21 protein-coding genes are annotated in these 24,534 nt (G+C 63.5%); 8 read left to right on the forward strand and 13 right to left on the reverse strand.

Going from position 1 to position 24,534, the window contains the following annotated elements:
• Positions 1-16: 16 nt before the first annotated feature.
• The 3 genes from glcF to V3C85_RS15380 all read right to left on the reverse strand — a co-directional run bounded on the left by glcF (position 17) and on the right by V3C85_RS15380 (position 3,912).
• On the reverse strand, positions 17-1,318 hold the full coding sequence (glcF, locus tag V3C85_RS15370) for a glycolate oxidase subunit GlcF (RefSeq protein WP_331796171.1): 1,302 nt from the start codon (positions 1,316-1,318) through the stop codon (positions 17-19).
• 1 nt (position 1,319) lies between these two features.
• Complete coding sequence (locus V3C85_RS15375) at positions 1,320-2,405, reverse strand: FAD-binding protein (protein WP_331796173.1); 1,086 nt, start codon at positions 2,403-2,405, stop codon at positions 1,320-1,322.
• A gap of 73 nt (positions 2,406-2,478) precedes the next feature.
• Entirely contained in the window at positions 2,479-3,912 is a 1,434-nt protein-coding gene (locus V3C85_RS15380; RefSeq protein ID WP_331796174.1) for an FAD-linked oxidase C-terminal domain-containing protein, read from the reverse strand.
• A gap of 106 nt (positions 3,913-4,018) precedes the next feature.
• Between V3C85_RS15380 and V3C85_RS15385 the strand changes: the two genes are divergently transcribed.
• A complete protein-coding gene (locus V3C85_RS15385; RefSeq protein ID WP_331796175.1) occupies positions 4,019-4,714 on the forward strand; it encodes a DUF599 domain-containing protein in 696 nt (231 codons plus the stop codon).
• Here the strand turns inward: V3C85_RS15385 and V3C85_RS15390 are convergent, their stop codons facing one another.
• The 4 genes from V3C85_RS15390 to V3C85_RS15405 are packed head-to-tail and all read right to left on the reverse strand — an operon-like array spanning position 4,715 to position 11,443.
• Complete coding sequence (locus V3C85_RS15390; RefSeq protein WP_331796176.1) at positions 4,715-6,787, reverse strand: hypothetical protein; 2,073 nt, start codon at positions 6,785-6,787, stop codon at positions 4,715-4,717.
• Positions 6,784-9,564 carry a DUF4159 domain-containing protein gene (locus V3C85_RS15395; RefSeq protein WP_331796177.1) on the reverse strand — a complete coding sequence of 927 codons (2,781 nt, stop codon included), beginning with the start codon at positions 9,562-9,564 and terminating at the stop codon, positions 6,784-6,786. The genes V3C85_RS15390 and V3C85_RS15395 overlap by 4 nt, the downstream gene beginning before the upstream one ends.
• A complete protein-coding gene (locus tag V3C85_RS15400; protein ID WP_331796178.1) occupies positions 9,564-10,433 on the reverse strand; it encodes a DUF58 domain-containing protein in 870 nt (289 codons plus the stop codon). Before V3C85_RS15400 ends, V3C85_RS15395 begins: the two co-directional genes overlap by 1 nt.
• Positions 10,430-11,443: an AAA family ATPase gene (locus V3C85_RS15405; RefSeq protein ID WP_331796179.1), complete on the reverse strand. Its 1,014-nt coding sequence runs from the start codon at positions 11,441-11,443 to the stop codon at positions 10,430-10,432. The genes V3C85_RS15400 and V3C85_RS15405 overlap by 4 nt, the downstream gene beginning before the upstream one ends.
• 85 nt (positions 11,444-11,528) lie before the next feature.
• Here V3C85_RS15405 and V3C85_RS15410 point away from each other — a divergent pair, with 85 nt between their 5' ends.
• From V3C85_RS15410 to V3C85_RS15420, 3 genes are all read left to right on the forward strand, one after another.
• On the forward strand, positions 11,529-12,107 hold the full coding sequence (locus V3C85_RS15410) for a DUF1285 domain-containing protein (protein WP_331796180.1): 579 nt from the start codon (positions 11,529-11,531) through the stop codon (positions 12,105-12,107).
• A complete protein-coding gene (locus tag V3C85_RS15415) occupies positions 12,107-12,883 on the forward strand; it encodes a hydroxypyruvate isomerase family protein (RefSeq protein ID WP_331796182.1) in 777 nt (258 codons plus the stop codon). Before V3C85_RS15410 ends, V3C85_RS15415 begins: the two co-directional genes overlap by 1 nt.
• A gap of 184 nt (positions 12,884-13,067) precedes the next feature.
• Positions 13,068-13,253, forward strand: a complete 186-nt coding sequence (locus V3C85_RS15420) for a zinc-finger domain-containing protein (protein ID WP_331796184.1) — start codon at positions 13,068-13,070, stop codon at positions 13,251-13,253.
• Between the two features lie 51 nt (positions 13,254-13,304).
• On the opposite strand, the gene V3C85_RS15425 is transcribed toward V3C85_RS15420, so the two are convergent.
• Positions 13,305-13,775 carry a GNAT family N-acetyltransferase gene (locus V3C85_RS15425; protein ID WP_331796186.1) on the reverse strand — a complete coding sequence of 157 codons (471 nt, stop codon included), beginning with the start codon at positions 13,773-13,775 and terminating at the stop codon, positions 13,305-13,307.
• 287 nt (positions 13,776-14,062) lie between these two features.
• Between V3C85_RS15425 and polA the strand changes: the two genes are divergently transcribed.
• The gene (polA, locus tag V3C85_RS15430; protein WP_331796188.1) at positions 14,063-16,915 is read left to right on the forward strand and encodes a DNA polymerase I; all 2,853 of its coding nucleotides are present in this window, start codon (positions 14,063-14,065) and stop codon (positions 16,913-16,915) included.
• A gap of 143 nt (positions 16,916-17,058) precedes the next feature.
• Here polA and V3C85_RS15435 read toward each other — a convergent pair whose 3' ends face one another.
• Together V3C85_RS15435 and V3C85_RS15440 are read right to left on the reverse strand one after the other, a co-directional pair.
• Positions 17,059-17,427: an HIT domain-containing protein gene (locus V3C85_RS15435; protein WP_331796190.1), complete on the reverse strand. Its 369-nt coding sequence runs from the start codon at positions 17,425-17,427 to the stop codon at positions 17,059-17,061.
• Between the two features lie 11 nt (positions 17,428-17,438).
• Complete coding sequence (locus V3C85_RS15440; protein ID WP_331796192.1) at positions 17,439-19,016, reverse strand: DUF5928 domain-containing protein; 1,578 nt, start codon at positions 19,014-19,016, stop codon at positions 17,439-17,441.
• A gap of 143 nt (positions 19,017-19,159) precedes the next feature.
• Here V3C85_RS15440 and V3C85_RS15445 point away from each other — a divergent pair, with 143 nt between their 5' ends.
• Positions 19,160-19,978: a sulfotransferase family protein gene (locus tag V3C85_RS15445; RefSeq protein WP_331796194.1), complete on the forward strand. Its 819-nt coding sequence runs from the start codon at positions 19,160-19,162 to the stop codon at positions 19,976-19,978.
• Positions 19,979-20,058: 80 nt separating this feature from the next.
• Positions 20,059-20,808: a hypothetical protein gene (locus tag V3C85_RS15450; protein ID WP_331796196.1), complete on the forward strand. Its 750-nt coding sequence runs from the start codon at positions 20,059-20,061 to the stop codon at positions 20,806-20,808.
• On the opposite strand, the gene V3C85_RS15455 is transcribed toward V3C85_RS15450, so the two are convergent.
• From V3C85_RS15455 to nth, 3 genes are all read right to left on the reverse strand, one after another.
• Positions 20,793-21,674, reverse strand: a complete 882-nt coding sequence (locus tag V3C85_RS15455; protein WP_331796198.1) for a DUF4339 domain-containing protein — start codon at positions 21,672-21,674, stop codon at positions 20,793-20,795. The genes V3C85_RS15450 and V3C85_RS15455 overlap by 16 nt on opposite strands.
• Before the next feature lie 170 nt (positions 21,675-21,844).
• Positions 21,845-22,837, reverse strand: a complete 993-nt coding sequence (locus V3C85_RS15460) for an adenosine kinase (protein WP_331796199.1) — start codon at positions 22,835-22,837, stop codon at positions 21,845-21,847.
• Complete coding sequence (gene nth, locus V3C85_RS15465) at positions 22,834-23,478, reverse strand: endonuclease III (protein WP_331796200.1); 645 nt, start codon at positions 23,476-23,478, stop codon at positions 22,834-22,836. The genes V3C85_RS15460 and nth overlap by 4 nt, the downstream gene beginning before the upstream one ends.
• 104 nt (positions 23,479-23,582) lie before the next feature.
• Between nth and V3C85_RS15470 the strand changes: the two genes are divergently transcribed.
• On the forward strand, positions 23,583-24,440 hold the full coding sequence (locus V3C85_RS15470) for a bifunctional helix-turn-helix domain-containing protein/methylated-DNA--[protein]-cysteine S-methyltransferase (protein ID WP_331796201.1): 858 nt from the start codon (positions 23,583-23,585) through the stop codon (positions 24,438-24,440).
• The last annotated feature ends 94 nt before the right edge of the window (positions 24,441-24,534 follow it).

The following is a 24,534-nucleotide window of genomic DNA, read 5'->3' on the forward strand; positions in this document are numbered from 1 at the left end:
AGGATTGTGGCGCTTGTTAAACCACCGCTTTTTCGACCAGCGCCCGTGGCTTGGGGCCCCCCGTCGCCCAATCCAGCAGTTCAACCGTATGCAGGATTGGCACCTGAGTGCCCGAGCCGATCTGCATCATGCAGCCGATATTGCCCGCCGCGATGATATCGGGCGTCTTTGCCTCCAGCGTCTGCACCTTGCGGGCTTTCAGTTGCTGGCTGATTTCCGGCTGCAACAGGTTGTAGGTGCCCGCCGAGCCGCAGCACAGATGCGGGTCGGCCGGTTCCACCACCGTAAAGCCTGCACGTTTCAACAGGTCTTTGGGCAGAGTCTTGATCTGTTGGCCGTGCTGCAAGGAACAGGCGGCATGATAGGCCACCTTCAGCCCCTTGGGCGCGCCCTGCGGCAAGCCCAGTTTGGTCAGCACCTCGGACACATCCATCGCCAGCCCGGCCACCGTGGCCGCATCGGCGGCCAGGGTCGGATCGGTGCGGAACATATGGCCGTAATCCTTGACCGTGGTGCCGCAGCCGCTGGTGTTGATCACAATCGCATCCAGCCCGGCCCCGTTCTTTTCGGCCATCCACGCGCGGATATTGGCGGCGGCCGAAGCATGGCTTTGATCGGCCTTGCCCATATGATGCGTCAGCGCCCCACAGCAGCCCGCCCCTTGGGCCACCACCACCTCGCAGCCCAGACGGCGCAGGATGCGAATGGTGGCATCGTTGATATCGGTGTTCAGCGCCTTTTGCGCACAGCCCGTCATCAGCGCCACCCGCATCCGCCGCGCACCCTGCGGTGCAAAGCTTTGCGGGTCGTCATTGCGGCTGACCGCCGGAATCTGCCGGGGCGCCATTTGCAGCATCGCCTTCAGCCGGGGGTCGGGCATCAGCCTGGCAAAGGGCCGCCCGATCTTGGCCGCCAGCAGCGCAAGGCGAAAACGCATCGGATGCGGAATGACCCAGGCCAGCACCCCGCGCAGGATGCGGTCCATCAGCGGGCGCTTGTAGGTGGCCTCGATGTATTCGCGGGCGTGATCCACCAGATGCATGTAATGCACCCCGGACGGGCAGGTGGACATGCAGGCCAGGCAAGACAGGCAGCGGTCGATATGCTTGACCGTCTTTTCATCCGCCGGGCGGTTGTTTTCCAGCATGTCCTTGATCAGATAAATGCGACCACGCGGGCTATCCAGTTCATCGCCCAGCACCTGATAGGTGGGGCAAGTCGCAGTGCAAAAGCCGCAATGCACACAGGTGCGCAACACTTCGTTGGCACGCTGGATACCGGGGTCTTGCAATTGCTCGGCGGTGAAATTCGTCTGCATCTCAGGCCCCCATCAGACCGGTGTTGAACAGGCCGCGCGGATCGAACTTGGCGCGCAGACCTTGGGTCAGTGCCGCAATCGCGGAGGGTTCGGGCTGAAACGCCCCCGGCCCTTGGCCGCGGATCCTGGTGGCATGGCCCTGAAACGCGCCAAGGCGCGCCCGCAGGTCGGTGCCTTCGGGCACCAGCGCCCAGATCAGACCACCGCCCCAATCATATTGCACCGCATCGGCCCCCAGACGGGCCGTGATGGCAGGCGCATCCGACGGCTTGACCGACAGCCGCCAGACATCGCCCGCGCGCCCGTGAAAGGCCGCCACATCGCGCAGACCGGGCCAGCGTGCGGCGTTTTCCTCAACCTCGACCGTGCCATGTGCGGCCAGATGCTCGCGCAGGCGGTCGGTCCGATAAGCGACCGAGGCGGCAAAGCCTTCGATCCGCAGAAAGGTGCCCTCACCCGGCAGATGCGCGGCCCCGCTGACCTCATACGGAGAGCCAAGCGCCGCCGACATCGCGGCCACGGCCTGTGCATCACTTAGGCCACGCAAGACCAGCGTGGCAGATGCTGCGGGCACAGGCAGCAATTTGAAGCTGACCTCGGTCAAGACCCCCAAAGTGCCCCAAGCCCCCGCCACCAGCTTGACCAGATCATAGCCGGTGACATTCTTCATCACGCGGCCCCCGTTCTTGATGATCGCGCCATCGCCGGTGACCATCCGCACCCCGATCAGGCTGTCGCGGCAAGCGCCCGCCTGCACCCGGCGCGGCCCGCTGGCATTGGCCGCCACCACGCCGCCGATGGTGCTGGTGCCGTCGCGCCCCAAAAGGCCGCGCATATCCGGCACCTCAAAGGGCAGGCGTTGGCGTTCCTTGGCAAGCGTCGCCTCGATCTCGGCAAGGGGGGTGCCCGCAAGGGCCACCAGTGTCAGCGCGCCGGGCTCATACAATTCGATACCACGCAGCGCCGAGGTCGAAAGCACCTCGCCCTCGGTCAGTGCAATCGACCTTGTGCCCCCGCCCATGATGGCCAAAGGCCCCTTGGCATCCCGAATACAAACGGCCAGTTCTTCTTCTGTCGCAGGACGCATTCCCTGCCCCTTCATCTGTTCAAAAATATCCTCGGGGGGTGCGGGGGGCAGACAGCCCCCCGCTTCCGAAACGTCAGGCCGCGCGGCGGCTGGCGGTGACGTGCAACGGAAACACCTTGGCCGGGTTCAGTAGCCATTTAGGGTCGAACACATCCTTGACCCGCAATTGCGCCTCTATATCCTCGGGCGCGAATTGCACCGTCATCAGGTCGCGCTTTTCGATGCCCACGCCATGCTCGCCCGTCAGGCAACCGCCCACTTCCACGCAAAGCTTCAGAATATCCGCACCCAAAGCTTCGCATTTTTCCAGATCGCCGGGCTTGTTGGCATCAAACAGGATCAGGGGGTGCATGTTGCCGTCCCCGGCGTGAAAGACATTGGCCACATCCAGCCCCACCTCTTTACTCATCTCGCCAATCCGGCGCAGAACAAAGGGCAGCGACGACACCGGGATGGTGCCATCAAGGCACATGTAGTCATTGATCTGCCCCATCGCGCCAAAGGCCGATTTGCGGCCCAGCCAGATGCGCTTGGCCTGATCTTCATCCGCGGCTTCGCGCAGTTCGACCGGGTTGTGGCGCAGGGCGATCTGCTTGATCAAGGCCAGTTGTTCGTCAATCTCGGCCGGGCTGCCCTCCACCTCGACAATCAGCAGCGCCTCGCACATCGGATAGCCGGCCTTGGCAAAGGCTTCGGTCGCCTCGATGCAGGGGCGATCCATGAACTCGATGGCAACAGGCAGGATGCCGGCCTTGATGATGTCGGCCACACATTCCCCGGCGACCTCGTTCTGGTCAAAGCCCATCAACACCGGGCGCGCGCCTTCGGGCTTGGGCAGGATGCGCAGCCATGCTTCGGTCACGACGCCAAGCTGGCCTTCCGACCCGCAGATGATGCCCAAGAGATCCAGCCCGCCCGCATCCATATAGGGGCCGCCGACCTGCACGATGGTGCCATCCATCAACACAATGGTCACGCCCAGCAGGTTGTTCGTCGTCACCCCGTATTTCAGACAATGCGCCCCACCCGAATTCATCGCGATATTGCCCGCAATCGCGCAGGCCAACTGGCTGGACGGGTCAGGCGCGTAAAAGAAGCCGTCAGATTCCACCGCCCCCGTCACCGACAGGTTGGTGCGGCCCGATTGCACTTGGATAAAGCGGTTGTCGTAATCGGTTTCGATCACAGCATTCATCCGGCTGACCCCAAGGATCACCGCATCGGCCGTTGGCAGCGCCCCCCCAGCAAGCGAGGTGCCAGACCCGCGTGGCACCACGGGCACGCCCTCTTCGTGGCAGATGCGCAGCACGGCCGACACTTCCTCGGTGGTGCGGGGCAGCACGGCGGCAAGGGGGGGGCAGCGATAGGCGGTCAGCGCGTCGCATTCATAGGCGCGGGTTTCGGCCTCATCCTCGATCACGGCATCGGCGGGCAAAACAGAGCGCAAGCGCGCCACGATCCTTGCCTTTGCCGACAAGATCATGCTGTTGGGTTTTGGCATTTCCATGGCGCAACCTCTCTTTTGTCAGAGCCCAGGGTAGCAGGATAATTGGTAAAATGAAATAACCAATTTATCCATAGCAGCGGCTGGCGGCTGGCGATACTGTCGCACCATGATGATACCGCTACCCCTGCAAAGCCTGTCGCTGCCCGATGCCATTGCCTGCGCTGTGGCTGTCGGGCTTTGGTGGATCACCGGCCTGTTGGTCGAACATCCGCCCGCGCGGCGGATCTCGGTTTCGCGGCTGATGGGCGATTATCGGCGGGACTGGATGGTGCAATTCGTCACCCGCAGCCCGCGGATTTTTGATGCCAATGTCATCGACTCGCTGCGGCAGGGCACGGCGTTCTTTGCGTCGGCCTGCATGCTGGCGATCGGGGGCGGGGTGGCGCTGATCGGCAATGCGGCGCAGTTGCAGGGGCTGGCGCAGGATCTGACGCTGGAAACCGACAATCTGGTGATCGAGTTGAAGATCATCTTCGTGCTGGCCTTTCTGGCCAATGCGCTGCTGAAATTCGTCTGGGCGCATCGCCTGTTTGGCTATTGCTCGATCATGATGGCGGCGGTGCCGAATGATCCGGCTGACCCGCTGGCCTATCACCGGGCAGGTCAGGCGGCTGAGATCAACATCACAGCGGCCAAAAGCTTCAACCGTGGGCTGCGATCCATCTATTTCGCGCTTGCCGCGCTTGCCTGGCTGTTGGGCAATGGCGCGCTGATCGTGGCGGCCGTTGCCGCCACCGTGGTGCTGTTGCGCCGCGAATTTGCCTCGCTGTCGCGCGAGGTGATGTTGCAGCGCAAACCCTGATCAGGCGCGGCGGGTGCCCTTGCGCCCCTCGATCAGCCAGGCCGCAATCGACAGGGCCGCCGCCAGAATCAGCCAGGCCCATCCGGGCAGCAAGGCCGCCACTTTGACATCCTGCGTCACATAAGCGCCGCGCGGCGTCACGCCGATCCAGCCGCGCCCAAAGGCGGGGCGGCCCTCTCGCACGCTGCGGATATCGGGGGCGCCGTCTTCCAACCGCAAGATGCCGCCATTGGTGGGGGTGACCACCGGGGCAAGCACATCGCCGCTGGCGATGGTCTGCACGAATTCACGCGGGGCCGACGGGCCAATGGCCACCACCCGCGTCAGATCACCCTGCTCCAGTCGATACAGCCCCATCATCGGCGCGGGCCATTCCACCTCATGGCGGCCCGGCGACACCTCGGTCATGGCAAGGCTGGTCTGGCTGCCATCGGGGGCCGTGACCGTCACCTCTCCGGGTGGGGTTTCGGCAATGCTGCGGCGGATGATCGTCATCTGTTGGCCCGAGACATTGGCGGTCAGCGTCTCTTCTTCCAGCTCTGGCTCTTTCAGCATCCAGTGCGCAAGGCGGCGCAGCAGTTCAAGTTGCGGCCCGCCGCCTTCGTAGCCACGGCCCCAGAGCCACGCATGATCAGACGCCAGAATGGCAACCCGGCCCTGATCAACGCGGTTCAGGATCAACAGCGGGCGTTTGTCCGGCCCCTCCATCACGATCTGGCCTGCGCGCGGGGTCACATCCACCATGCGGAACCAGCGGCCCCAGCCACCTTCGGGGGCCAGTGCCTCCAGCCCTTCGGTCACCGGATGGCGGCGGCCCAGATCGGTCAGTTGCGGGGAAAAGCCCTGCTCGACCACCCGCGCCGTGGGATCGGCGGGCAGGATTTCGGCCAAGGGCGAGCGCCAGATGGAATCGACGGCGCCATATTCCGGGCCAGCGGCCACCAGAACGGTGCCCCCGCCCCGCACATAATTGACGATGTTTTCCATATAGGACATCGGCAGGATGCCCCGCATCCGATAGCGGTCGAACACGATCAGGTCGAATTCGTCGATTTTTTCCACGAACAATTCGCGCGTGGGAAAGGCGATCAGCGACAATTCACTGACCGGGATGCCATCTTGCTTTTCGGGTGGGCGCAGGATGGTGAAATGCACCAGATCGACGCTGGCATCAGATTTCAAAAGGTTGCGCCAGACCCGTTCGCCGGCATGGGGTTCCCCCGAAACCAGCAGCACGCGCAGCCGATCGCGCACGCCGTTGATCTGGACCACGGCGGCATTGTTGCGGTCGGTCAATTCGCCCGGCGCAGGGGCAAGGCTGAATTGCAGCACGTTCATCCCGCCATGGGGCAGCGTGACGGGCAGTTCCAGATCTTCGCCCACCGGCACGGTAAAGGTGCGGGGGGCATCGGAATCGACGGCAATGGTCAGTTCCGCCATGCCTGCCATGGCAGCGGGCACTTGGCCCTCATCCTCGATCCGCAGGGTCAGGGTGATTTCTTCGCCCAGAATGGCAAAGGCCGGCGCGTTGCGCACGATCAGGCGGCGGTCCCAGTCAGACTCGCGCCCTGTCAGCAGCACATGCAGCGGCGCCGGCAGGTTCGGCGCGATTTCCAGATCATGCACCTGCCCGTCGGTGATCAGGATCGCCCCGGCGATGCGCGCGCGCGGTTCTTCGGCCACGGCTTCGGCAAGGGCGGTCATCGCCTGCGTGCCCGCATCCTCGGGGCCATCGCCCAGGCGAACCACGCGCAATTCGGTATTGTCCAGCGCCGCCACCTCAGCCTCGATCGCGGCCAAGGCCTGCGCCGCCTGATCGGGGCGGTCTGACAATTGCTGGCTGGCGCTTTCATCAACGACTGCAATCACGATGTCGGTCTGCGCGGCGCGGTCTTCCTCTTGCAGGGCGGGGTTGGCCAGGGCCAGCAACACCACCGCCACCGCCAGCCCCCGCAGCCACCATCCCGTCAGCCCCCGCCACAGCGCAAGCGACAGCAGGCCAACGGCCACGGCCAAAGCCGCCCACAGAACGGGCCAGGGGATCAGCGGGTCGAAGATCAGCGATTGTGTCATTGGCCCAACCTGTCAAGAAGTGCAGGCACATGGACCTGATCGGATTTGTAATTGCCGGTCAGCACATGCATGACCAGATTGACGCCAAAGCGATAGGCCATCTCGCGCTGCTGTTCGCCCGCAAAGCCGCGCCCGACGGGCAGCAGCGGCACACCGGCATCGGTCACGGCCCAGGCTGCGGCCCAGTCGTTGCCGCCGATCACCACCGGCGTCACCCCGTCATTCAGATTGCGAAAGGGCATGCCTTCGACCTGTTCGGCATCAGGGGGCGCGGCTTCGACCCAGATGGCGCTGCGGGTAAACCGGCCCGGAAAGGTTTGCAAAAGATAGAAAGTGCGCGTCAGCACATGATCGGCGGGCACCTGTTCCAGCGGCGGAATATCCAGCCCCGCCGCCAGACGCTGCAAATGCTGCGCCTCGGGCGAGGTGCCGCCGCCGACCAGATCGCCATCGCGGGTATCGAACAAGATCATGCCACCTGTGCGCAGATAGTCGTTCAGCCGCGCATAGGCCGCAGCCGAGGGCAGGGGCTGCGCGGTGGAAATCGGCCAGTAGAGAAAGGGAAAAAACGCCAACTCGTCGCGCTCGATATCCACCGCGACGGGCAGATCAGGCTCGATCGAGGTGCGCGCCCACAAGACATCGCCAAGGCCGATCAGGCCCTGCCGCGCCACCTCATCAACGCGGGTGTCGCCGGTGACGATATGGGCCAGCACCAGCCCGGTGGTGGCCTGCAAGGCAAAGGCATCATCGGGGGTATCAGCCGCAGGGGTCTGCGTTTGCGCCTGCGCCTGAGGCGTCACCAACAGCAGGGCGGCCAGAACCGCTGCCCCGCGTGCGAGGCCAGCCAATCGGCCCGAAACCCACAGCGCCGCCAGCACATCCAGCAGCAAAAGCCCCAGACCCGCCGACAGGAACCCACCCTTCAACGATTGCTCGGGCGCGGTTTCCAACCCTTCGATCACGGTGCCCGTGGGCCAATCGGCGGCGACAAGCGTGGTGTCGGCCCCGATCACATTCAGCGCCACCCGGCGGTCGGCCCCGGCATAAAGACCCGGCGGCAGGTCGGGCCCGGCCCCTGTGGTCAGCGCCCCGGCCAAAGCCTGCCCCTGAACGCCGGGCATCTCGCCTGCATCCTGGGGCTGGCCATAGGCATCCAGCAGCGTTTCCGCCACCCAGACTTGCCCCGCCAGATCCGCCGCATCGGGGGCCACCGGTCGGGTCGAGACGGCCAGACGCTCGAGCATCTGCATGAACAGGCCCGACAGCGGCAGGGTGGACCATTCGGCATTGGCCGTCACATGGACCAGAACCACCTGCCCCTGCCCCACCGTCTTGCGCGTGACCAAGGGCGTGCCATCGGCCAGTGCGGCGATCGTGCGCTCGGCCAGATCGGGGTCGGGCTGGGCCAGAACCTGGGCTGTAACCTGCACATCATCAGGCACGGGCAGGCCGTGAAAGGGGCTGCCCTCGGCAAAGGGGGCCAGCGTCTTTGGCTCTCCCCAACTCATGGCCCCGCCGACGGTGCGGCCGCCTTCGCGCAGGCGCACCGGCATCAGCGGGTCTTCCTCAAACCGGCTGACATCGCTGGCGGCCAGTTGCGGCCCGGCAAAGCGCAGCAGCATGCCACCCGTATCCAGCCAATCCAGCAGCGCGTCGGTTTCGCCTTGGGTCAGTTTGGCGACATCGGCCATGATCACCACATCGGGCGAGGCCAGCAGCAGGTCGGTCAGCCCGCCCTCCATCAGATCGGCCACCGGGGCCAGAGCCTGGCGCAGATAATGGGTGGGCGACAGAAGTTGCAGGCCCTCACGGTCGTCGCGGCCTCCGATCAGCGCCACCTTGCGGCGCTTGAGGCTGTCATCGGTCAGGCTGACTGCCCCGGCCGAGCGCAGCCCCGCCAGTTCAAACCGGGTGATGCGGTTGCGCAATTCGGGCGGCAAGGACAGCGCATTTTCGGCTCGGGCGGCGCCTGCCTCGAACGTCAGGGGCAGGCGGGCCAGTTCACGCTCGATCCCCGCAGGATCGGGGCCACGGGCCACCACATCCAGCGTCAATGCATCGCCCACGGGCAAACGGCTGGCCGCCACCTGCACCGCGCCATCGGCGAAGCCCGACGGATGCAGGGCCAGCACCGGGCGCGGGCTTTCAAACACCGTGACCGCCCCCTTGGCCGACAGGGCCGACATCAGGGCATCGCGGCCCGGATGATCCAGCCCATCCGACAACCAATAGCTGTCAAACCCACCCTCGGGCAACACAGTCGCCCAGGCCGCCAGATCGCGTGGGGCCCAAGCCTGCGGCGCAATCCCGGCCAGACGCGGCAGCAGCGCATCGGCAGCCTGAAAGGCGATCTGGCCCGGCGCATCGGTCAAACGGATCAGCGCCACGGGGCGGCCATCGCGCCCGGCCTCTTCGGCCAAGGCCTGAACGCGGTCCATCCGGCGGGGCCAGTCACGGGCATCGGCCCATGTGGCATCCATCGCAATCAGCAAGGGGCCGGTGCCGGCCACCCTTTCGCGCGGGTTCAGAACGGGGCCGGCAAAGGCAATGATTGCCGCCGCAATCGCCGCCATCCGCAGCAACAGCAGCCACCACGGCGTCTTGTCGGTTTCGGCATCATCATCTTGCAGCCCCAGCAGCAGTGCCACCCCCGGAAAGCGCCGACGGATCGGCGCAGGCGGCACCGCGCGCAACAGCAGCCACAGGATGGGCAGCGCGATCAGGCCCAGCAACAGCAGGGGCGTGGCAAAACCGATGGGGCCCAGCATGAACATCAGCGACCGCCCTCCAAAGCGCGAAAGGCCCACAGCAGCGCCGATTGCGCCGGTTGCCCGGTGTGATGGGTGCTGACATGCCAGCCGACGGCCCGGCCCAGTTCGGCCAGCCTGTCCTTGCGTTCGGCCAAACGTGCCAGATAGCGGTCGCGCAGATCGCCCGCCTGTTGGGTTTCGTGCCGAATGCCGCCGCCCATTGATTCAAAGATCGTGCGGCCATGAAAGGGGAATTCTTCCTCGGCCGGGTCAAGCACCTGCAAGATCGCACCGCGCACGCCGCGGTCGGCAGCGGCGGTCAGTGCCGCCTGCACCGGGGCCAGATCGCCCAGAAAATCAGAGATAAAGACCGCCCGCCCGTGGCTGACCATGCCAGTGGCCGTGGGGGTGCCGTATTCGGCGGCATCATCTTCGGCGGCCAAGAGTGCGGCCAGTTTCACGATCTGCGCCCGGCCCGGACGCGGCGGTGCGGCAGTGCCCACCAACCCCACACGTTCGCCCCCGCGCAGCAACAGAACGGCCAGCGCCAGGGCCAAAAGCCGCGCCCGATCAGATTTGGAGCCGCGCCCGCCATCACCGGAAAACGCCATGGATCGGGCCGGATCCACCCAAAGCGACACCGATTGCGCCGCCTGCCATTCGCGTTCGCGCACAAAGGGCAGGTCAGAGCGGGCCGAGCGCCGCCAGTCGATCATGCGGCTGTTGTCGCCGGGTGCCGCGGCGCGATATTGCCAGAATTCATCCCCCTGCCCTGCCCGCCTGCGGCCATGTTCGCCCAGCATGACAGTGGCGGCCAAAAGCTCGGCCTCGGCCAACAGCGCGGGCAGCGATTGGCCCAGCGCCTCGGCCTTGGATTGCAGCTCAAGGCTCACGCGGCGGCCTCAAGTCCCAGGGTGCGGGTGGTGACGCGGTCGATGATGCCGGCCAGCGTTTCGCCGCGCGCGCGGGCCGCGAAAGACAGCGCCATGCGGTGGGTCAGAACCGCCCGCGACAGCGCCGCCACATCGGCCACCGACGGCGCCAGACGGCCATCCAGCAAGGCGCGCGCCCGCACTGTCAGCATCAGGGCCTGCGCCGCGCGGGGACCGGGGCCCCAGGACAGGCTGCCCTCCAGATCACGGCCCTCGGCCTCTCCGGGGCGGCAGGCGCGAACCAGATCAAGGATCGCCTCGACCACCGTGTCGCCCACCGGCATGCGACGCAGAACCGATTGCGCCATCAGCAGTTCTTCGGCGGTAAACACTTGGGAAGATTGCGCTTCCTCGGCCCCGGTGGTGGCGATCAGGATGTCACGCTCGGTTGCGCGGGTGGGATATTCGACATCCACCTGCACCAGAAAGCGGTCAAGCTGTGCCTCGGGCAGCGGATAGGTGCCCTCTTGCTCGATCGGGTTTTGCGTGGCCAGAACGTGAAAGGGCTTGCCCAAGGGGCGGTGCTTGCCGGCAATGGTGACCTCTTTTTCCTGCATGGCCTGCAACAGCGCCGACTGCGTGCGGGGGCTGGCGCGGTTGATTTCGTCGGCCATCAGCAACTGGCAAAAGATCGGGCCTTCCAGAAAGCGGAAGGCGCGGCTGCCATCCTTGGCGGTTTCCAACACCTCAGACCCCAGAATATCGGCAGGCATCAGATCGGGGGTGAACTGGATGCGGTTGCCTTTCAGCCCCATGACGGTGGACAACGTGTCGACCAGACGGGTTTTGCCAAGGCCGGGCAGGCCCACAAGCAGCGCGTGGCCGCCACACAGCATCGACGACAAGACCAGCTCAACCACTTGTTCCTGGCCGATAAAACGGCGGTTGATCGAGGCCTTCGCCTCACTCAGCTTGCCCCCCAACCGCTCAATTTCGGCCACAAGGTCGTGTGTCTGGGGGTCAATGGCCATGACAATGCTCCTGTCCGGTGTATATGGTGACATTAGAACCAAACTATTGCCCCCGGCACAAATGGCAAAACCAGAACACGGACAAATGATTGTGAAACCTTCGGCAGATGCCCTGACGCAGTCGCTTTCGGCCCTGCCCCGGCAAAAAGGCCCCCCCCCGGTGCATTTGTGGAATCCGCCCTATTGTGGCGAGATGGATATGCGGATCGCGCGGGATGGCACATGGTTTCACGAAGGCACCCCCATCGGGCGGCCCGGATTGGTCAGGCTGTTCTCGTCGATCCTGAAAAAAGAGGGGGATCGGTATTTTCTGGTGACGCCCGTCGAAAAGGTGGGCATCGTGGTGGAAGATGCGCCAATGCTGGCGGTGGATTTCGACGTGGCAGACAAGGGCCCCGATCAGGTGCTGACCTTTCACACCAAAACCGAAGATATTGTGGTTGCGGGCCCGGAAAACCCCATCCGTGTGGTGCGTGATGCCCAGACGGGCGAGCCGTCGCCCTATGTTCTGGTGCGCCGCAACCTTGAGGCGCTGATTGACCGCAAGTCGTTTTACCGCCTGATCGACCTTGGCACGCATGAAGAAACGGCCGAGGGGCGGTGGTTTGGCCTGCGGTCTTCGGGGCAGTTCTTTCCCATCATCCCTTCGGCTGACCTGACCTGATGCCCCGGTTTGCCGCCAATCTGACGCTGCTGTTCACCGAAGTGCCCGTCTTGCAGCGGGCCGATCTGGCTGCGCAGGCGGGGTTTGACGGGGTGGAAGTCCTGTTCCCCTATGACCACCCGGCTGCCGAATGGGAAAAGGCGCTTGGCAGCATGCCGGTGGCGCTGATCAACACGCCGCCCGGAAACTGGGGGGCGGGCGAGCGGGGCTTTGCCGCTGTGCCGGGGCAGGAAGACCGCTTTCGTGATGGCTTTCTGCGGGCGGCCGAGGTGGCCAACCGATTGAAGGCACAGCATATTCACATCATGGCCGGGGTCGCCAAAGGCCCCGAGGCCGAGCAGTGTTTTCGTGAAAATTTGACCTGGGCCTGTGCCCGTGCGCCGGGGCAAAAGCTAACGGTCGAGCCGATCAACCCGGATGACATGCCGGGCTATTTTCTGAACGATTTCGATCAGGCCGCGCGGATCTTGCAGGATGTGGGTCTGCCACAGATCGGTCTGCAATTCGACCTGTGGCATGCCGCGCGCATTCACGGCAACGCGGCCACGGTCTGGGCCACGCATCGCGACCGGGTTTCGCATGTGCAGATTGCCGGCTTTCCGCAGCGCCATGAACCGGGTGGCGGCGGGTTTGATCTGACCGCCCTGTGCCGCGAGATCGACAGCCTTGACCGTGACATCTGGGTGGCCGCCGAATACCGGCCCTTGCGGGCGACCGTGCATGGGCTGATGTGGCTTGCGGCGCTGAAGGGCCGCGCCCGGATGATCGGGGCCTGACGGCCCACCCAGCGCCATAAGCCGCTGATCTGGCGGTGATTTTAGCGTGGTCAAAGCGTGGGAACCGCGTGGTTTTTCTGTGGTTTTCCTGTGGTCACAGCTGTGGTTTTTTGCGCGGCCCGGTGCCTTGCCCTGACAGCCGTTTTCCGTAATATGTCAGGCCAGCCCAGCAAAGGAATCTGCCATGCCGATCGACGCCCCCGAAACCCAGGTTGTAACCAAATGGAAGGTGGCCTGTGACGGCGGCGAGGGCGCTTTGGGCCACCCCCGCGTCTGGCTGACCATTCCGCAAGAAACCGGCTGGGTGGAATGCGGCTATTGCGACAAACGCTATGTGATCGACCGCGAGCACGCCCACGACGACCACTAGGGCCACAGACCACAAAGGCCCAGACCACAGGGGCGCGCGATCCTGTGGGCCTTAGGCCAGTTCCACCGAAAAGCGGGGGCCGGGAAGCGGCAGTTCCGCCAGACCCATGGCGCGATAGCCAAGGATGGCGGCATCGTTTTCAGGATGGGTGCCGATGGTCAGGCCGGTGCAGCCTTCGTCGCGGGCCAAGGCGCGCGCGCCATCGATCAGCGCCCGGCCAATGCCCTGATGCCGCAGCGGTGCCTGCACAAAGAGGTGCTCGATGGCACAGCCCTGCCCGCCCGTAATCAGGTCAGGCCGCAGCACCAGCAAGGCATAGCCCACCGGATGGCGCTGCGGGCTGTCATCCAGCATGGCCACAAGCAAGCGCGCCGCAGGCCCCTGCAGGGCGATGCGCCGCAAGGCATCGGGGGTGATCGTCGCCTGATCGCCATGATGGGCGGCAAGGGCGATCAGCATGCGGTGCACCTCGGGCAGATGCGGGGGCGTTGCACGGTGGATGGTGACGGGTTTTCGGGTCATGATCTGGTTCCTTTGCGCGGCCCGCGCGGGGAACCCTATGCCTTGGCCTGCCCGTCGCGGGCGGCTGATGGGGTGGTTTCCGAAGGATGAAACGCTGCCCGGCCGCCTATGTGGCGTCGGTCCAATAAAACGAAGCGGGGCGGATCAGGTGCAGCATGGGCGCACCTAACGCCATGCGCGGTGATTGGTCAAGGGGCGGCCTTGGCGCGCAGGGTGATGCCAAGGGTGGAAGCAGGGCGCAGAACGTGGCAAGACAGAGGCCAAAGCGACAGAGGGAGACGCGCGTCATGGGCAACGGCTTTGGCAAGGGCTGCCATCTGAATCTGATTGATGGCTCGGCCTATATTTTTCGGGCCTACCATGCCCTGCCCCCGCTGACGCGGAAATCCGATGGCTTGCCCGTGGGCGCAGTGGCCGGCTTTTGCAACATCCTGTGGAACGAGTTGACGCGCAACGGCGGCAAAGAGTCCCCCACCCATCTGGCGGTGGTGTTCGATTATTCGTCAAAAACCTTTCGCAACCAGATTTACGACAAATACAAGGCCAACCGCCCCGAGCCCCCCGAAGACCTGCGCCCGCAATTTCCGCTGACCCGCGATGCCACGCGGGCCTTTAACGTGGCCTGTCTGGAGATCGAGGGGTTCGAGGCCGATGACATCATCGCCACATTGGCCCGGCAAGCGGTAGAGGCCGGGGGCGAATGCACGATCATTTCGTCTGACAAGGATCTGATGCAACTGGTTGGCAATGGCGTGCGGATGCGCGACCCGATGAAAGACAAGCTGATCGGGGTGGATGAGGTTTTCGAGAAATTCGGGGTCGGCCCGGACCGGGTGGTGGATGTGCAATCGCTGGCGGGCGATTCGGTCGATAACGTGCCGGGCGCGCCGGGCATCGGGCTGAAGACCGCGGCGCTGCTGATCAACGAATATGGCGATCTCGAAACCCTGCTGGACAGGGCGGGCGAGATCAAGCAACCCAAGCGGCGCGCGGCGCTGCTGGAAAATGCCGACCTGATCCGCATTTCCAAGCAATTGGTCAGCCTGGACGGCCAGGTGCCGCTGGAGTTCGGGCTGGACAGCCTGGAGGTGCAAGAGCCCGAGCCGGAAAAGCTGATGGCCTTTTTGCAGGATATGGAGTTCCGCACCCTGACCCGCCGGGTGGCCGAGCGGCTGAAGATCGACCCGCCCGCCGTGCCCGAAGGCGCAGGCTTTGGCGGTGGCGACGCGGCCCATGACGCCACTGGGGACGCCACTGGTGCAGCCCCCGAACGGCTGCCCTTTGACCATGCCGGCTATGACTGCATCCGCGACATGGCCACGCTGCAAGCCTGGATCGACCAGATCCGCGACATTGGCCATGTGGCGGTGGATACCGAAACCACCAGTCTGGATGAGATGAAGGCCGAACTGGTGGGCATCTCGCTGTGCGTTCAGGCCGGGCGGGCCTGCTATATCCCCTTGGGCCATCGTCAGGGTGGCGGCGATCTGTTCGGCTCGAACGATCTGGCCCCGGGGCAGATGCCGCTGGATCAGGTGCTGGCTGCGCTGAAACCGGTGCTGGAAGATCCGGCCATTCTGAAGATCGGCCAGAACATCAAATATGACTGGAAGATCTTTGCCCGCCACGGTGTGCGGATCACGCCCTTTGATGACACGATGCTGTTGTCTTACGCCATGCATGCGGGCCTGCACAATCATGGCATGGACGGGCTGAGCGAAACCTATCTGGGCCATGTGCCGATCCCGATCAAATCGCTGCTGGGGTCGGGCAAAAGCCAGATCACCTTTGACCGGGTGGCCATCGATGATGCGGTGAAATACGCCGCCGAAGATGCCGACATCACCCTGCGCCTGTGGCAGGTGTTCAAGCCGCGCCTGCACCGTGCGCAGGTCACTACCGTTTATGAAACGCTGGAACGCCCGCTGGTCACCGTGCTGGCCGAGATGGAAATGGCCGGCGTGCAGGTGGACCGCGATACGCTGTCGCGCATGTCCAACGCCTTTGCCCAAAAGATGGCAGGGCTTGAGGACGAGATCGCCACAATCGCCGGAGAGCCGTTCAATGTGGGCAGCCCCAAGCAGTTGGGCGAGATCCTGTTTGACCGCATGGGCGTTCCGGGCGGCGAAAAAGGCAAGGCCGGGGCCTATTCCACCGGCGCCGACGTGCTGGAAGATATCACCACGCTGGAAGACAGCCAGCCACAGGCAGCCAAACTGGCCGCATTGGTGCTGGACTGGCGGCAATTGTCCAAGCTGAAATCCACCTATACGGATGCGCTGCAAACCCATATCAATGCCGAAACCGGGCGGGTGCATACGTCTTACTCCATCGCCGGTGCCAATACCGGGCGTCTGGCCTCGACCGATCCCAATCTGCAAAACATCCCCGTCCGGTCAGAAGAGGGCCGCCGCATCCGCGAGGCCTTTGTCGCCCCCAGGGGCCGGGTCATCGTCAGCCTTGACTACAGCCAGATCGAATTGCGCATTCTGGCCCATATCGCCGAGATTCCGGCGCTGGTGCAGGCCTTCAAGGATGGCATCGACATCCATGCGATGACCGCCTCGGAAATGTTCAACGTGCCGCTTGACCAGATGACACCCGAGATCCGCCGCCAGGCCAAGGCGATCAACTTCGGCGTGATCTACGGCATTTCCGGCTTTGGCCTTGCCCGCAACCTGCGCATCCCGCGGGCCGAGGCTCAGGGCTTTATCGACCGCTATTTCGACCGCTTCCCCGGCATCAAGGAATATATGGCCGAAACGATCAAATTCGCCCAAGGGGCCGGCTTTGTGAAAACCCTGTTCGGGCGCAAGATCCACACACCCGACATCAATGCCAAAGGCCCCGGCGCGGGCTTTGCCAAACGCGCCGCCATCAACGCCCCGATCCAGGGCACCGCTGCCGATGTGATCCGCCGCGCCATGATCCGCATGCCCGCCGCCATTGCGGGGATGGATGCAAAGATGCTGCTGCAGGTGCATGACGAACTCTTGTTCGAAGTGGCCAGCGATCAGGCCGATGACCTGATCACCACAGCGCGCCGCGTGATGGAAGGGGCCGCCGCCCCGGCCGTGCATCTGAAAGTGCCGCTGGTCGTCGATGCAGGAAGGGGTGCCAACTGGGCCGAGGCGCATTGACCCTTCCGCTTCATCTTGGCCCAAATACTCCCGCCAGAGGCGGCCCCTCGCCGGTTGGCCGCAGGCCAGAGGCGAGGCAAAAAGAAAGGCCCTTCCCGCAAGGGAAGGGCGCTATTTGAAAACCGTTGCAGGCGGTGCGGCGATCAGTCGGCCCGGGCCACCATGCGGCCCATCACCCGACCGCCCAGGATGTGCAGGTGGTAATGCGGCACTTCCTGCACGCCATGTGCGCCGGAATTGGTGATGGCGCGAAACCCCTCACCCGGCTTGACGCCCGTCATCTCGCAGACCTTGGCGGCGGTGCGATGGAAATCGGTGATCTCTTCGGCACTGGCATGGGCCGCGAAATCGGCGAAATCAACGTAAGGCCCCTTGGGGATCACCAGCACATGCACGGGGGCTGCGGGGTTGATGTCGTGAAAGGCCAGCGTATGGGCACTGTCCAGCACGGTCTTGTTGGGAATTTCGCCGCGCAGGATGCGGGCAAAGATATTGTTCGGATCGTAAGCCAAGGGTCTGTCCTTTAGTCAACGAAAAGATATTCGGTCGCCGCGATCTCGCGCGCCTTATCCACGGGGATATCAAGGAATTCGGCCAGCGGCACGGTGTTTTCATCCACGCTGGCCGATTGCCGGATGCGGTGAAAGCCCGAAAAGCCGGCATCGCGGATGCGGTCGGATTCAAAGCGCACGTCATAGCGGATGGTCGGCAGCAGGCGGTCGATGGTTTCTTGCGGGGTGCGGTCGCCCGCAAGGCCAACGCGGCGGGCATGGCCGATCAGATAGTCATCGGTGAAATCGCATTCCACCTCCAGCAGCCGGACGGCCGCCTTGTCGTTGTAGAAATCCTGCATCAGATCGACATTCGCCGGGTCGATGCACAAGATCAGCTTGTCGGTTTCCCAATAGTCGAACAGCATCCGCACCAGCGCGCGGCGATGGCGGGTGCGTTTTTCCAAGGTGGACTGGATCCCCCCCAGATCGGGCAGATGCGTCGCCTCTTCGTTGAACAGATAGTCGATGGCGGGCATGTTGGTCACCTGCCGCACGCGATCGACCAGACGTTTGGCCACATGCCATTTCTTGCAGGTCACCATCATCAGCTGCCGTTCGCGCCCGATCGAACTTTCACGCTCCCAGAACCTTGGGGCAAAGCGGCGCCCGATGCGGCCCCGGCCTGTCAGAAACTGAAACAGGCTGCGGCCTTCGTTCGAGATCTGAAAGCGCACGTTCTGCGAAGTGTAGAGTTTGCCCAGACGGTCTTTCAGCGCCTTGGCATCCTGGCTGATCTTGCGTGCGAACAGATAATCCTGGCTGACCAGCAGGTCATAGTGATCGTTGTAAAACGTCACCGGCATGCCGTAATCGGTGAACATCAGGAAGGTCAGCGTGCGCGAGCGGATTTCATGTTCGGGCACCAGATGGCGCACCAACGTCTGGAAAAAGGTTTCGTCCGGAATCCATGTGGTGCGGAAGAACCGCAGCACATCCTTGCGGCGGGCCAGAAATTCCAGAATGAATTCAATGGTGCGCCGGCGCAGGCACCACCATTGCGAGCCGATCTGCATTTGCAGGTCCGCCGGCACCTTGCGGCGCAGGCCAAGTTTTTCCTGCAACCGCATGGACCGGTAGAACCATTCTTTCTGCGTGCGTTCGTTGAACAGGTGGCGATAGACCAGCCGTTCTTCCTTGATCCCCGTCTTGATCCAGTCAGAGTTGAAGAAATCGACGCTTTCGATGTAATCGACATCGTCGCGATCCAGAAAACTATGGGCATATTCGGCCGATTTGATCGGCATGCAATCGCCCGACAGCATGTAGAAATGTGTGGCGCGCGGAAATGCCTCGACCGCCGCTTCGACCGCCATCAGAGACGCGCCGACAAGGCTCCACTCGCCCCAGCCGCATTTGACACGGGTTTTGGTAAAGACAACGCCCGGATTGTCGGCAAGCGCCGCCTTGATCTGGTCGTAATCCTTTTGCGCCGAGCGCGCGTCATAATGGATGGCGACATAGTCACCGGCCGCGGTCAGCCGTTCGGATTGGGCAATCACGCCCTCCGGGTCTTTGTGGGTCAGCAGGATATAGGCGATTTTTGCCATATGGGCGACGATTTCCGCGGCAGACGAGTCACTGTTTCCCTAAATAGCTTTATCACACGTTGAAACGACAGCGTTTATTTGCGAATTTGCGGACAAGATGAACGAGCGGGCACAATAAGCCCGGCGAAACGGAGAGCAGTTGAATGGGGTTTCCCGGCACTTGGATGACGGAAAGCGAAAGCATGGTCTATCGGGTGGTGCCCAAATGCGCCTGCTCGTCGATCGGGCAGATCATGTTCTATTCCGACCATGGCACGTTTTTCGACGGCGATATTCATGACGCGAAAGAGGGCCTGCACAAATGGGCGCTGGAAGACAGCCAGCCGCGGATCGAAGCCAATGTGAAGGCGCATAAAAGCTATGCCTTTACCTGTGTGCGCAACCCCTACACCCGCATTCTGTCCAGCTTTTTCGACAAGATCGCGGGCATTCAGCGCAACGGCAAACGCTATCGCGGCAATCTGGTGCCGCAGTTGGCGCAGAAATACGGGGTTGAGGTGGGCAGCCCCGAGGATGATTTTGCCTTTGATCAGGTCAAAAGCTTTCGCCGCTTTTTGCTGTTTGCCCGCGACACCATTCGCTGGAAAAAACCGATGGAGCCGGACATCCATTGGTCGGCCATGTCGGGGCATATCTCGACCTATATCTGCAATGGTGGCCGCTATGACCACATCTTTTTCACCGAGCATTTCGATGACGGGATGCAGACGGTTCTGGATAATACCAAGCAAAAACATAAGGTTGATCTGAAAAAAATCCCCCGCTTTAACGAAAGCGAAGGTCACGGGCCCAAGCGGCTGCACCCGGTTGAGGACTATTTCGACGATCTGTCGATGCATCTGGTGTGGGAAATCTACAAGCGCGATTTCCAGCTGTTCAAATATGATTTCGAGAACCCGGGCAACAAGCTGCCCAAGGGCGAGATTGATCTGGCCGAGATCCACGCCAAACTGGGCGAGTGATTTTCCGCACCGCGGCACCTCGCCTGCCCGTCTGATCGCGCTAACTTGATCCGCAAGTGATTGGGAACGGGCGGACAGCTATGAAACAGGTGATCATCATGGGGTCCGGCCCCGGCGTTTTGCGGGCACAAGGCTGGGACAAGCGGGCCGGTCAGGTGCTGGTGGCGATCAACAACGCCTGGCAGGTGCGGCCCGATTGGGATTGGCTGATCCATCCCGAAGACTTCCCCGCCGACCGCTGGCCCAGCGCGCTGATGCCCGGTCAGGCGGTGGTAACGGCGGCAGATTATGTGCCGGTGCAGAACGACTTTGGCGGGTTCGTCTATGCAGGCGGGACCATGGCCTTTACGGCGGCGTATTGGGCGCTTGGGGCCTTGCGGCCCGATGTGATCGCGATGATCGGCTGTGACATGGTCTATCCCGCCACCGGGCGCACCCATTTTTACGGCACAGGTGAGGCTGATCCCCTGCGCGACGATGTGACCCTGCGGTCGCTGGAGGCAAAGTCGGCCCGTCTGATGGTGCAGGCTGCCGAACTGGGATGTGCCGTGGTGAACCTGTCAGAGGCGCGGGACAGCCGGCTGGTCTATCCGCGCGCCACGCGCGAAGGGCTGGCGGCCTTTCGCGCCTGGCAATTTGATCCAGTGTGCATTGCAGCCGCGCGTCTTGCAGAAACAGAGGCGGCCTACTCTGTCCCCTCGGGGCGCTACTGGACAGAGGCGGAGCGTTTCGATCCCACTGTGATCGACCGCATTGATGCCTTGTGGCTGCAGGCCGCGCAAACCCCGGCCAATGCCGGACGCTGGGCGCAGGGTCAGGGCAGTCTGTAAGACCGGTTGCCCTGGTCATCGGCGACCGTATTGGAGTCGATGATCTTGACGAGGAACGGCGTTGACATCGTTTCACCCCCTGCTGGCCCCATTTGCGAGGAATAGCTGATCATCACCAGTGGCGTGACCACAATGGTATCGGCCCCCTGCATGGCTGCCGTAAAGCTGCCCTCTCCGGACAGGGTGAAGGTCATCTGCTGGCCGTAAACCGACATGCCGTTGATCGTGCCATAAATCCGCAGAGCGCCGCCGGATGCGTAAGTGGCGGTGGCCTGAATCGTGGCGCTGGAAAAACCCTCCAGTTGGGTGTTGATCGGGTCGCTGCGCCAGGTGCCGGTCAGATAGCGGTTCGGGTCGAACTTCACCTCGGGCGGAAGGGACGCAAATAGAGGTTGCAGGGCCACAACCTTTTCGGCAGCGACCCAGTCGGCCATTCCTTCGGCCCAGACCAGCGTATCGCGCTTCAACTCGCCCCGTGCCACCATGGCGCGCAGATCAGCCTCGGCAAAGGGGCCCGTAGGCTGGCCGTTGACCGCCACGAAATGCGGCGCAATCCCCCCTTGTGCGGGGGGCGTCGGAACCAGTGGCGGGGGCGCAGGCAAAGGCGGCGGCGTGCCGCCCCCAATCACAGGACCCGGGGCTGGTGCCGGTGCGGGGTTTGGGGCGGGGGTCGGTTCGGGGGTCGGTTCGGGGGCTGGTGCCGGGGCTATCCCACCACCGGGCGTCGGAGCGGGCCCGCCTGCGATGCCGGGTGCCACACCATCACCTATTCCTGCTGAAATCTGGGCAGCCAATGGCGCAGCCAACACAGTCAGTGCCAATGCGGCTGTCAGGACAAAACCGCGGAAAACAGTGGTTTTCGACATGGAAACCCCCTTGAGACGGTATCTCTCAAGGGTGAACCTTTGCTCGGCGCCGATCAATGATTGTTTTTCAGCCAATCCTGTTGGGACAACACCTTGAAAATGCGCAAGAACAGAGTGGAATTCGCGCAGTCTTGCGCGAATCACCTCGGTTTCGGTTCGGTCGATTCGGCCTAGACCAACCCGTGCTGGCGGAACAGGGCCATCAGATCGGCCTCGGGGCGAGCGCCGATATGGCTGATGATTTCCGATGCCGCCACATTGCCCATCCGGGCGCAGGTTTCCAGATCATGGCCGTGGGTCAGCCCCCACAGAAACGCCCCGGCAAACAGATCGCCCGCCCCGGTGGCATCGACGATCTGGGTGGGCACGGCGGGCACATCCCACCGCTGACCATCAGACAGGATATGCGCCCCATGTTCGCTGTGGGTGCAGGCCACGATCTTGACCTCGGCCGCGGCCTGCGCCAGGGCGGATTCAAAATCATCGGTCTGATACATCGACAGCATTTCGGCGCGGTTGCAGAACAGCAGATCGACATCGTCGCGGATCATGCGGCGAAAGGCGTCGCGGTGGCGTTCGACACAGAACGGGTCAGACAGGGTGATCGACACGCGCCCCCCTGCCCCCTTGCAGGCGGCAATGGCCTTGGCAAAGGCGGCGTGGCTGTCGGGGCCGTCAAAGCGATAGCCTTCCAGATAGATCCATTCCGCCTGCGCCATCATCTCGGGGTCGATGTCTGACGGCTCCAGAAACTCGGTCACGCCCAGATAGGTGTTCATCGAGCGTTCGCCATCAGGCGTGACCACCACGATGCAGCGCCCGGTTTCATGCGTGGCGGTCTTGGGGGCAAGGGAGGTTTGATAGACCGCCCCTTGGGCGCGCAAGTCATGGGCAAAGATCGCGCCAAGCTGGTCATCCTTGACCTTGCCGACATAGGCCGTGCGCCCGCCCAGACGGGCCACGCCCGCAATCGTATTGGCCGCCGAACCGCCCGAGATTTCCTTGGCCGGGCCAATGCGGGAATAAAGATCAACGGCGCGATCCATGTCGATCAGCTGCATGATGCCCTTGCCGATGCCAGCCTGATCAAGAAAGGCGTCTTCGGCGCGGGCCAGAATATCGACCATGGCATTGCCGATGCCGACGACGTGAAACTGTTTCATTCGGTCTTGTCCTCGAACTGGCACCATTCCGCGATCGGGCAGGCGCCGCATTTGGGTTTGCGCGCGACGCAGATATACCGGCCGTGCAGGATAAGCCAGTGATGCGCGTGCAATTGGAATTCGGCGGGCACATGATCTTCGATGGCGCGCTCGACCTGATCGACATCCTTGCCGGGGGCGATGCCGCTGCGGTTGCCGACGCGGAAGATATGGGTATCCACCGCCTGCGCGGGCTGATGGAACCACATGTTCAGCACCACATTCGCCGTCTTGCGCCCCACACCGGGCAAAGATTGCAGCGCCGCCCGGCTGGAGGGCACCTCGCCGCCATACTGGTCGTGCAAGATCTGGCTGAGTTTGATGACGTTCCTGGCCTTGTTGCGATACAGGCCGATGGTCTTGATATGCTGGATCAGCCCCTCTTCGCCCAGGGCCAGCATCTTGGCAGGCGTATCGGCCACCGGCCACAGCGCCCGGGTGGCCTTGTTCACCCCGACATCGGTGGCCTGTGCCGACAGGGCGACAGCCACCAGCAGGGTATAGGCGTTGGTATGTTCCAACTCGCCCTTCGGTTCCGGTTCCGCCTGCTGGAACCGGGTGAAGATCGCTTTCATCGCGTGATAGTCAAGTTGCTTTGCCATAGCGGTTATGGACCACAAAGCCGCCAGCCCGACAAGCGTTTTGCCGCAGGAATCGGGTCGCAGATGCCGCAGGCGGGGCCTATGGTCAGCGCAAGGAGAGCCGCATGACCGATCTTTCGCCCGAATATCATTACAAGGTGATCGCCCGCGCCCTGCGCGAGATTGATGCCGCTGGCCCGGGCCTGACGCTAGAGGCACTGGCCGCACGGATGGGGATGAGCCCGGCGCATTTTCAGCGCACCTTTAGTCAGTGGGTCGGGGTCAGCCCCAAGCGCTATCAGCAATATCTGGCGCTGGACCATGCCAAGGACATGCTGGCCAACCGCGCCACGATGCTGGCCGCTGCCGAAGGGGCGGGCCTGTCCGGGGCCGGGCGGCTGCATGATCTGTTTCTGACATGGGAGGCAATGACGCCGGGCGACTATGCCCGCGCGGGACGCGGATTGACCATCCTGTGGGGCTGGTTTGACAGCCCGTTCGGCCCTGCCATCGTGATGGGCACCGAGAAGGGCATTTGTGGCATGGGCTTTGCCGCCGAGATGGGAGAGCAGGAGGCCTTTGACGATCTGCTGCGGCGTTGGCCGCAGGCGCGCTTTGTCGAAGATCCGGTGGCCCTGCGCGCTTGGGTGCAGGCGGCCTTTGGCGCGCGCAACGATGGCGCGCAGGCGCCGCTTTACCTGATCGGTGCCCCGTTCCAGATCAAGGTCTGGGAGGCGCTGCTGGCCATTCCTTCGGGCCATGTCACGACCTATGGCGAGATTGCACAGGTGATCGGCCACCCCAAGGCCGTGCGTGCGGTGGGAACGGCGGTGGGGCGCAACCCGATCAGCTGGCTGATCCCCTGCCATCGCGCCCTGCGCAAGGGGGGCGGATGGGGCGGCTATCACTGGGGAATGCCGATCAAGCGCGCCCTGCTGGCATGGGAGGCCGCGCGCGCCGACGCGAAAGACACTGCAACGTGATCGGCGAAAAGCTGCTGAAACCGGGTGGGAACTGTTGGGGGCGCAAGGGCGTTGCTATAAATGGATCGTCCCGATCTGTTCGGGTTTCAGAAAG

The organism is Pseudotabrizicola sp. L79 (genome assembly GCF_036553525.1).
Classification (GTDB): Bacteria; Pseudomonadota; Alphaproteobacteria; order Rhodobacterales; family Rhodobacteraceae; genus Pseudotabrizicola.

Excerpts from the sequence above, each read along its gene's own strand:
- V3C85_RS15440 (WP_331796192.1), bottom strand. The coding sequence starts at position 19,016 with ATGGCAAAAATCGCCTATATCCTGCTGACCCACAAAGACCCGGAGGGC.
- V3C85_RS15410 (WP_331796180.1), top strand. The coding sequence starts at position 11,529 with ATGATTGTGAAACCTTCGGCAGATGCCCTGACGCAGTCGCTTTCGGCC.
- V3C85_RS15470 (WP_331796201.1), top strand. The coding sequence starts at position 23,583 with ATGACCGATCTTTCGCCCGAATATCATTACAAGGTGATCGCCCGCGCC.
- V3C85_RS15425 (WP_331796186.1), bottom strand. The coding sequence starts at position 13,775 with ATGACCCGAAAACCCGTCACCATCCACCGTGCAACGCCCCCGCATCTG.
- V3C85_RS15455 (WP_331796198.1), bottom strand. The coding sequence starts at position 21,674 with ATGTCGAAAACCACTGTTTTCCGCGGTTTTGTCCTGACAGCCGCATTG.
- V3C85_RS15375 (WP_331796173.1), bottom strand. The coding sequence starts at position 2,405 with ATGCGTCCTGCGACAGAAGAAGAACTGGCCGTTTGTATTCGGGATGCC.
- V3C85_RS15385 (WP_331796175.1), top strand. The coding sequence starts at position 4,019 with ATGATGATACCGCTACCCCTGCAAAGCCTGTCGCTGCCCGATGCCATT.
- V3C85_RS15405 (WP_331796179.1), bottom strand. The coding sequence starts at position 11,443 with ATGGCCATTGACCCCCAGACACACGACCTTGTGGCCGAAATTGAGCGG.
- V3C85_RS15395 (WP_331796177.1), bottom strand. The coding sequence starts at position 9,564 with ATGTTCATGCTGGGCCCCATCGGTTTTGCCACGCCCCTGCTGTTGCTG.
- V3C85_RS15390 (WP_331796176.1), bottom strand. The coding sequence starts at position 6,787 with ATGACACAATCGCTGATCTTCGACCCGCTGATCCCCTGGCCCGTTCTG.
- nth (WP_331796200.1), bottom strand. The coding sequence starts at position 23,478 with ATGGCAAAGCAACTTGACTATCACGCGATGAAAGCGATCTTCACCCGG.
- V3C85_RS15380 (WP_331796174.1), bottom strand. The coding sequence starts at position 3,912 with ATGGAAATGCCAAAACCCAACAGCATGATCTTGTCGGCAAAGGCAAGG.
- V3C85_RS15460 (WP_331796199.1), bottom strand. The coding sequence starts at position 22,837 with ATGAAACAGTTTCACGTCGTCGGCATCGGCAATGCCATGGTCGATATT.
- V3C85_RS15420 (WP_331796184.1), top strand. The coding sequence starts at position 13,068 with ATGCCGATCGACGCCCCCGAAACCCAGGTTGTAACCAAATGGAAGGTG.
- polA (WP_331796188.1), top strand. The coding sequence starts at position 14,063 with ATGGGCAACGGCTTTGGCAAGGGCTGCCATCTGAATCTGATTGATGGC.
- glcF (WP_331796171.1), bottom strand. The coding sequence starts at position 1,318 with ATGCAGACGAATTTCACCGCCGAGCAATTGCAAGACCCCGGTATCCAG.
- V3C85_RS15415 (WP_331796182.1), top strand. The coding sequence starts at position 12,107 with ATGCCCCGGTTTGCCGCCAATCTGACGCTGCTGTTCACCGAAGTGCCC.
- V3C85_RS15445 (WP_331796194.1), top strand. The coding sequence starts at position 19,160 with ATGGGGTTTCCCGGCACTTGGATGACGGAAAGCGAAAGCATGGTCTAT.
- V3C85_RS15450 (WP_331796196.1), top strand. The coding sequence starts at position 20,059 with ATGAAACAGGTGATCATCATGGGGTCCGGCCCCGGCGTTTTGCGGGCA.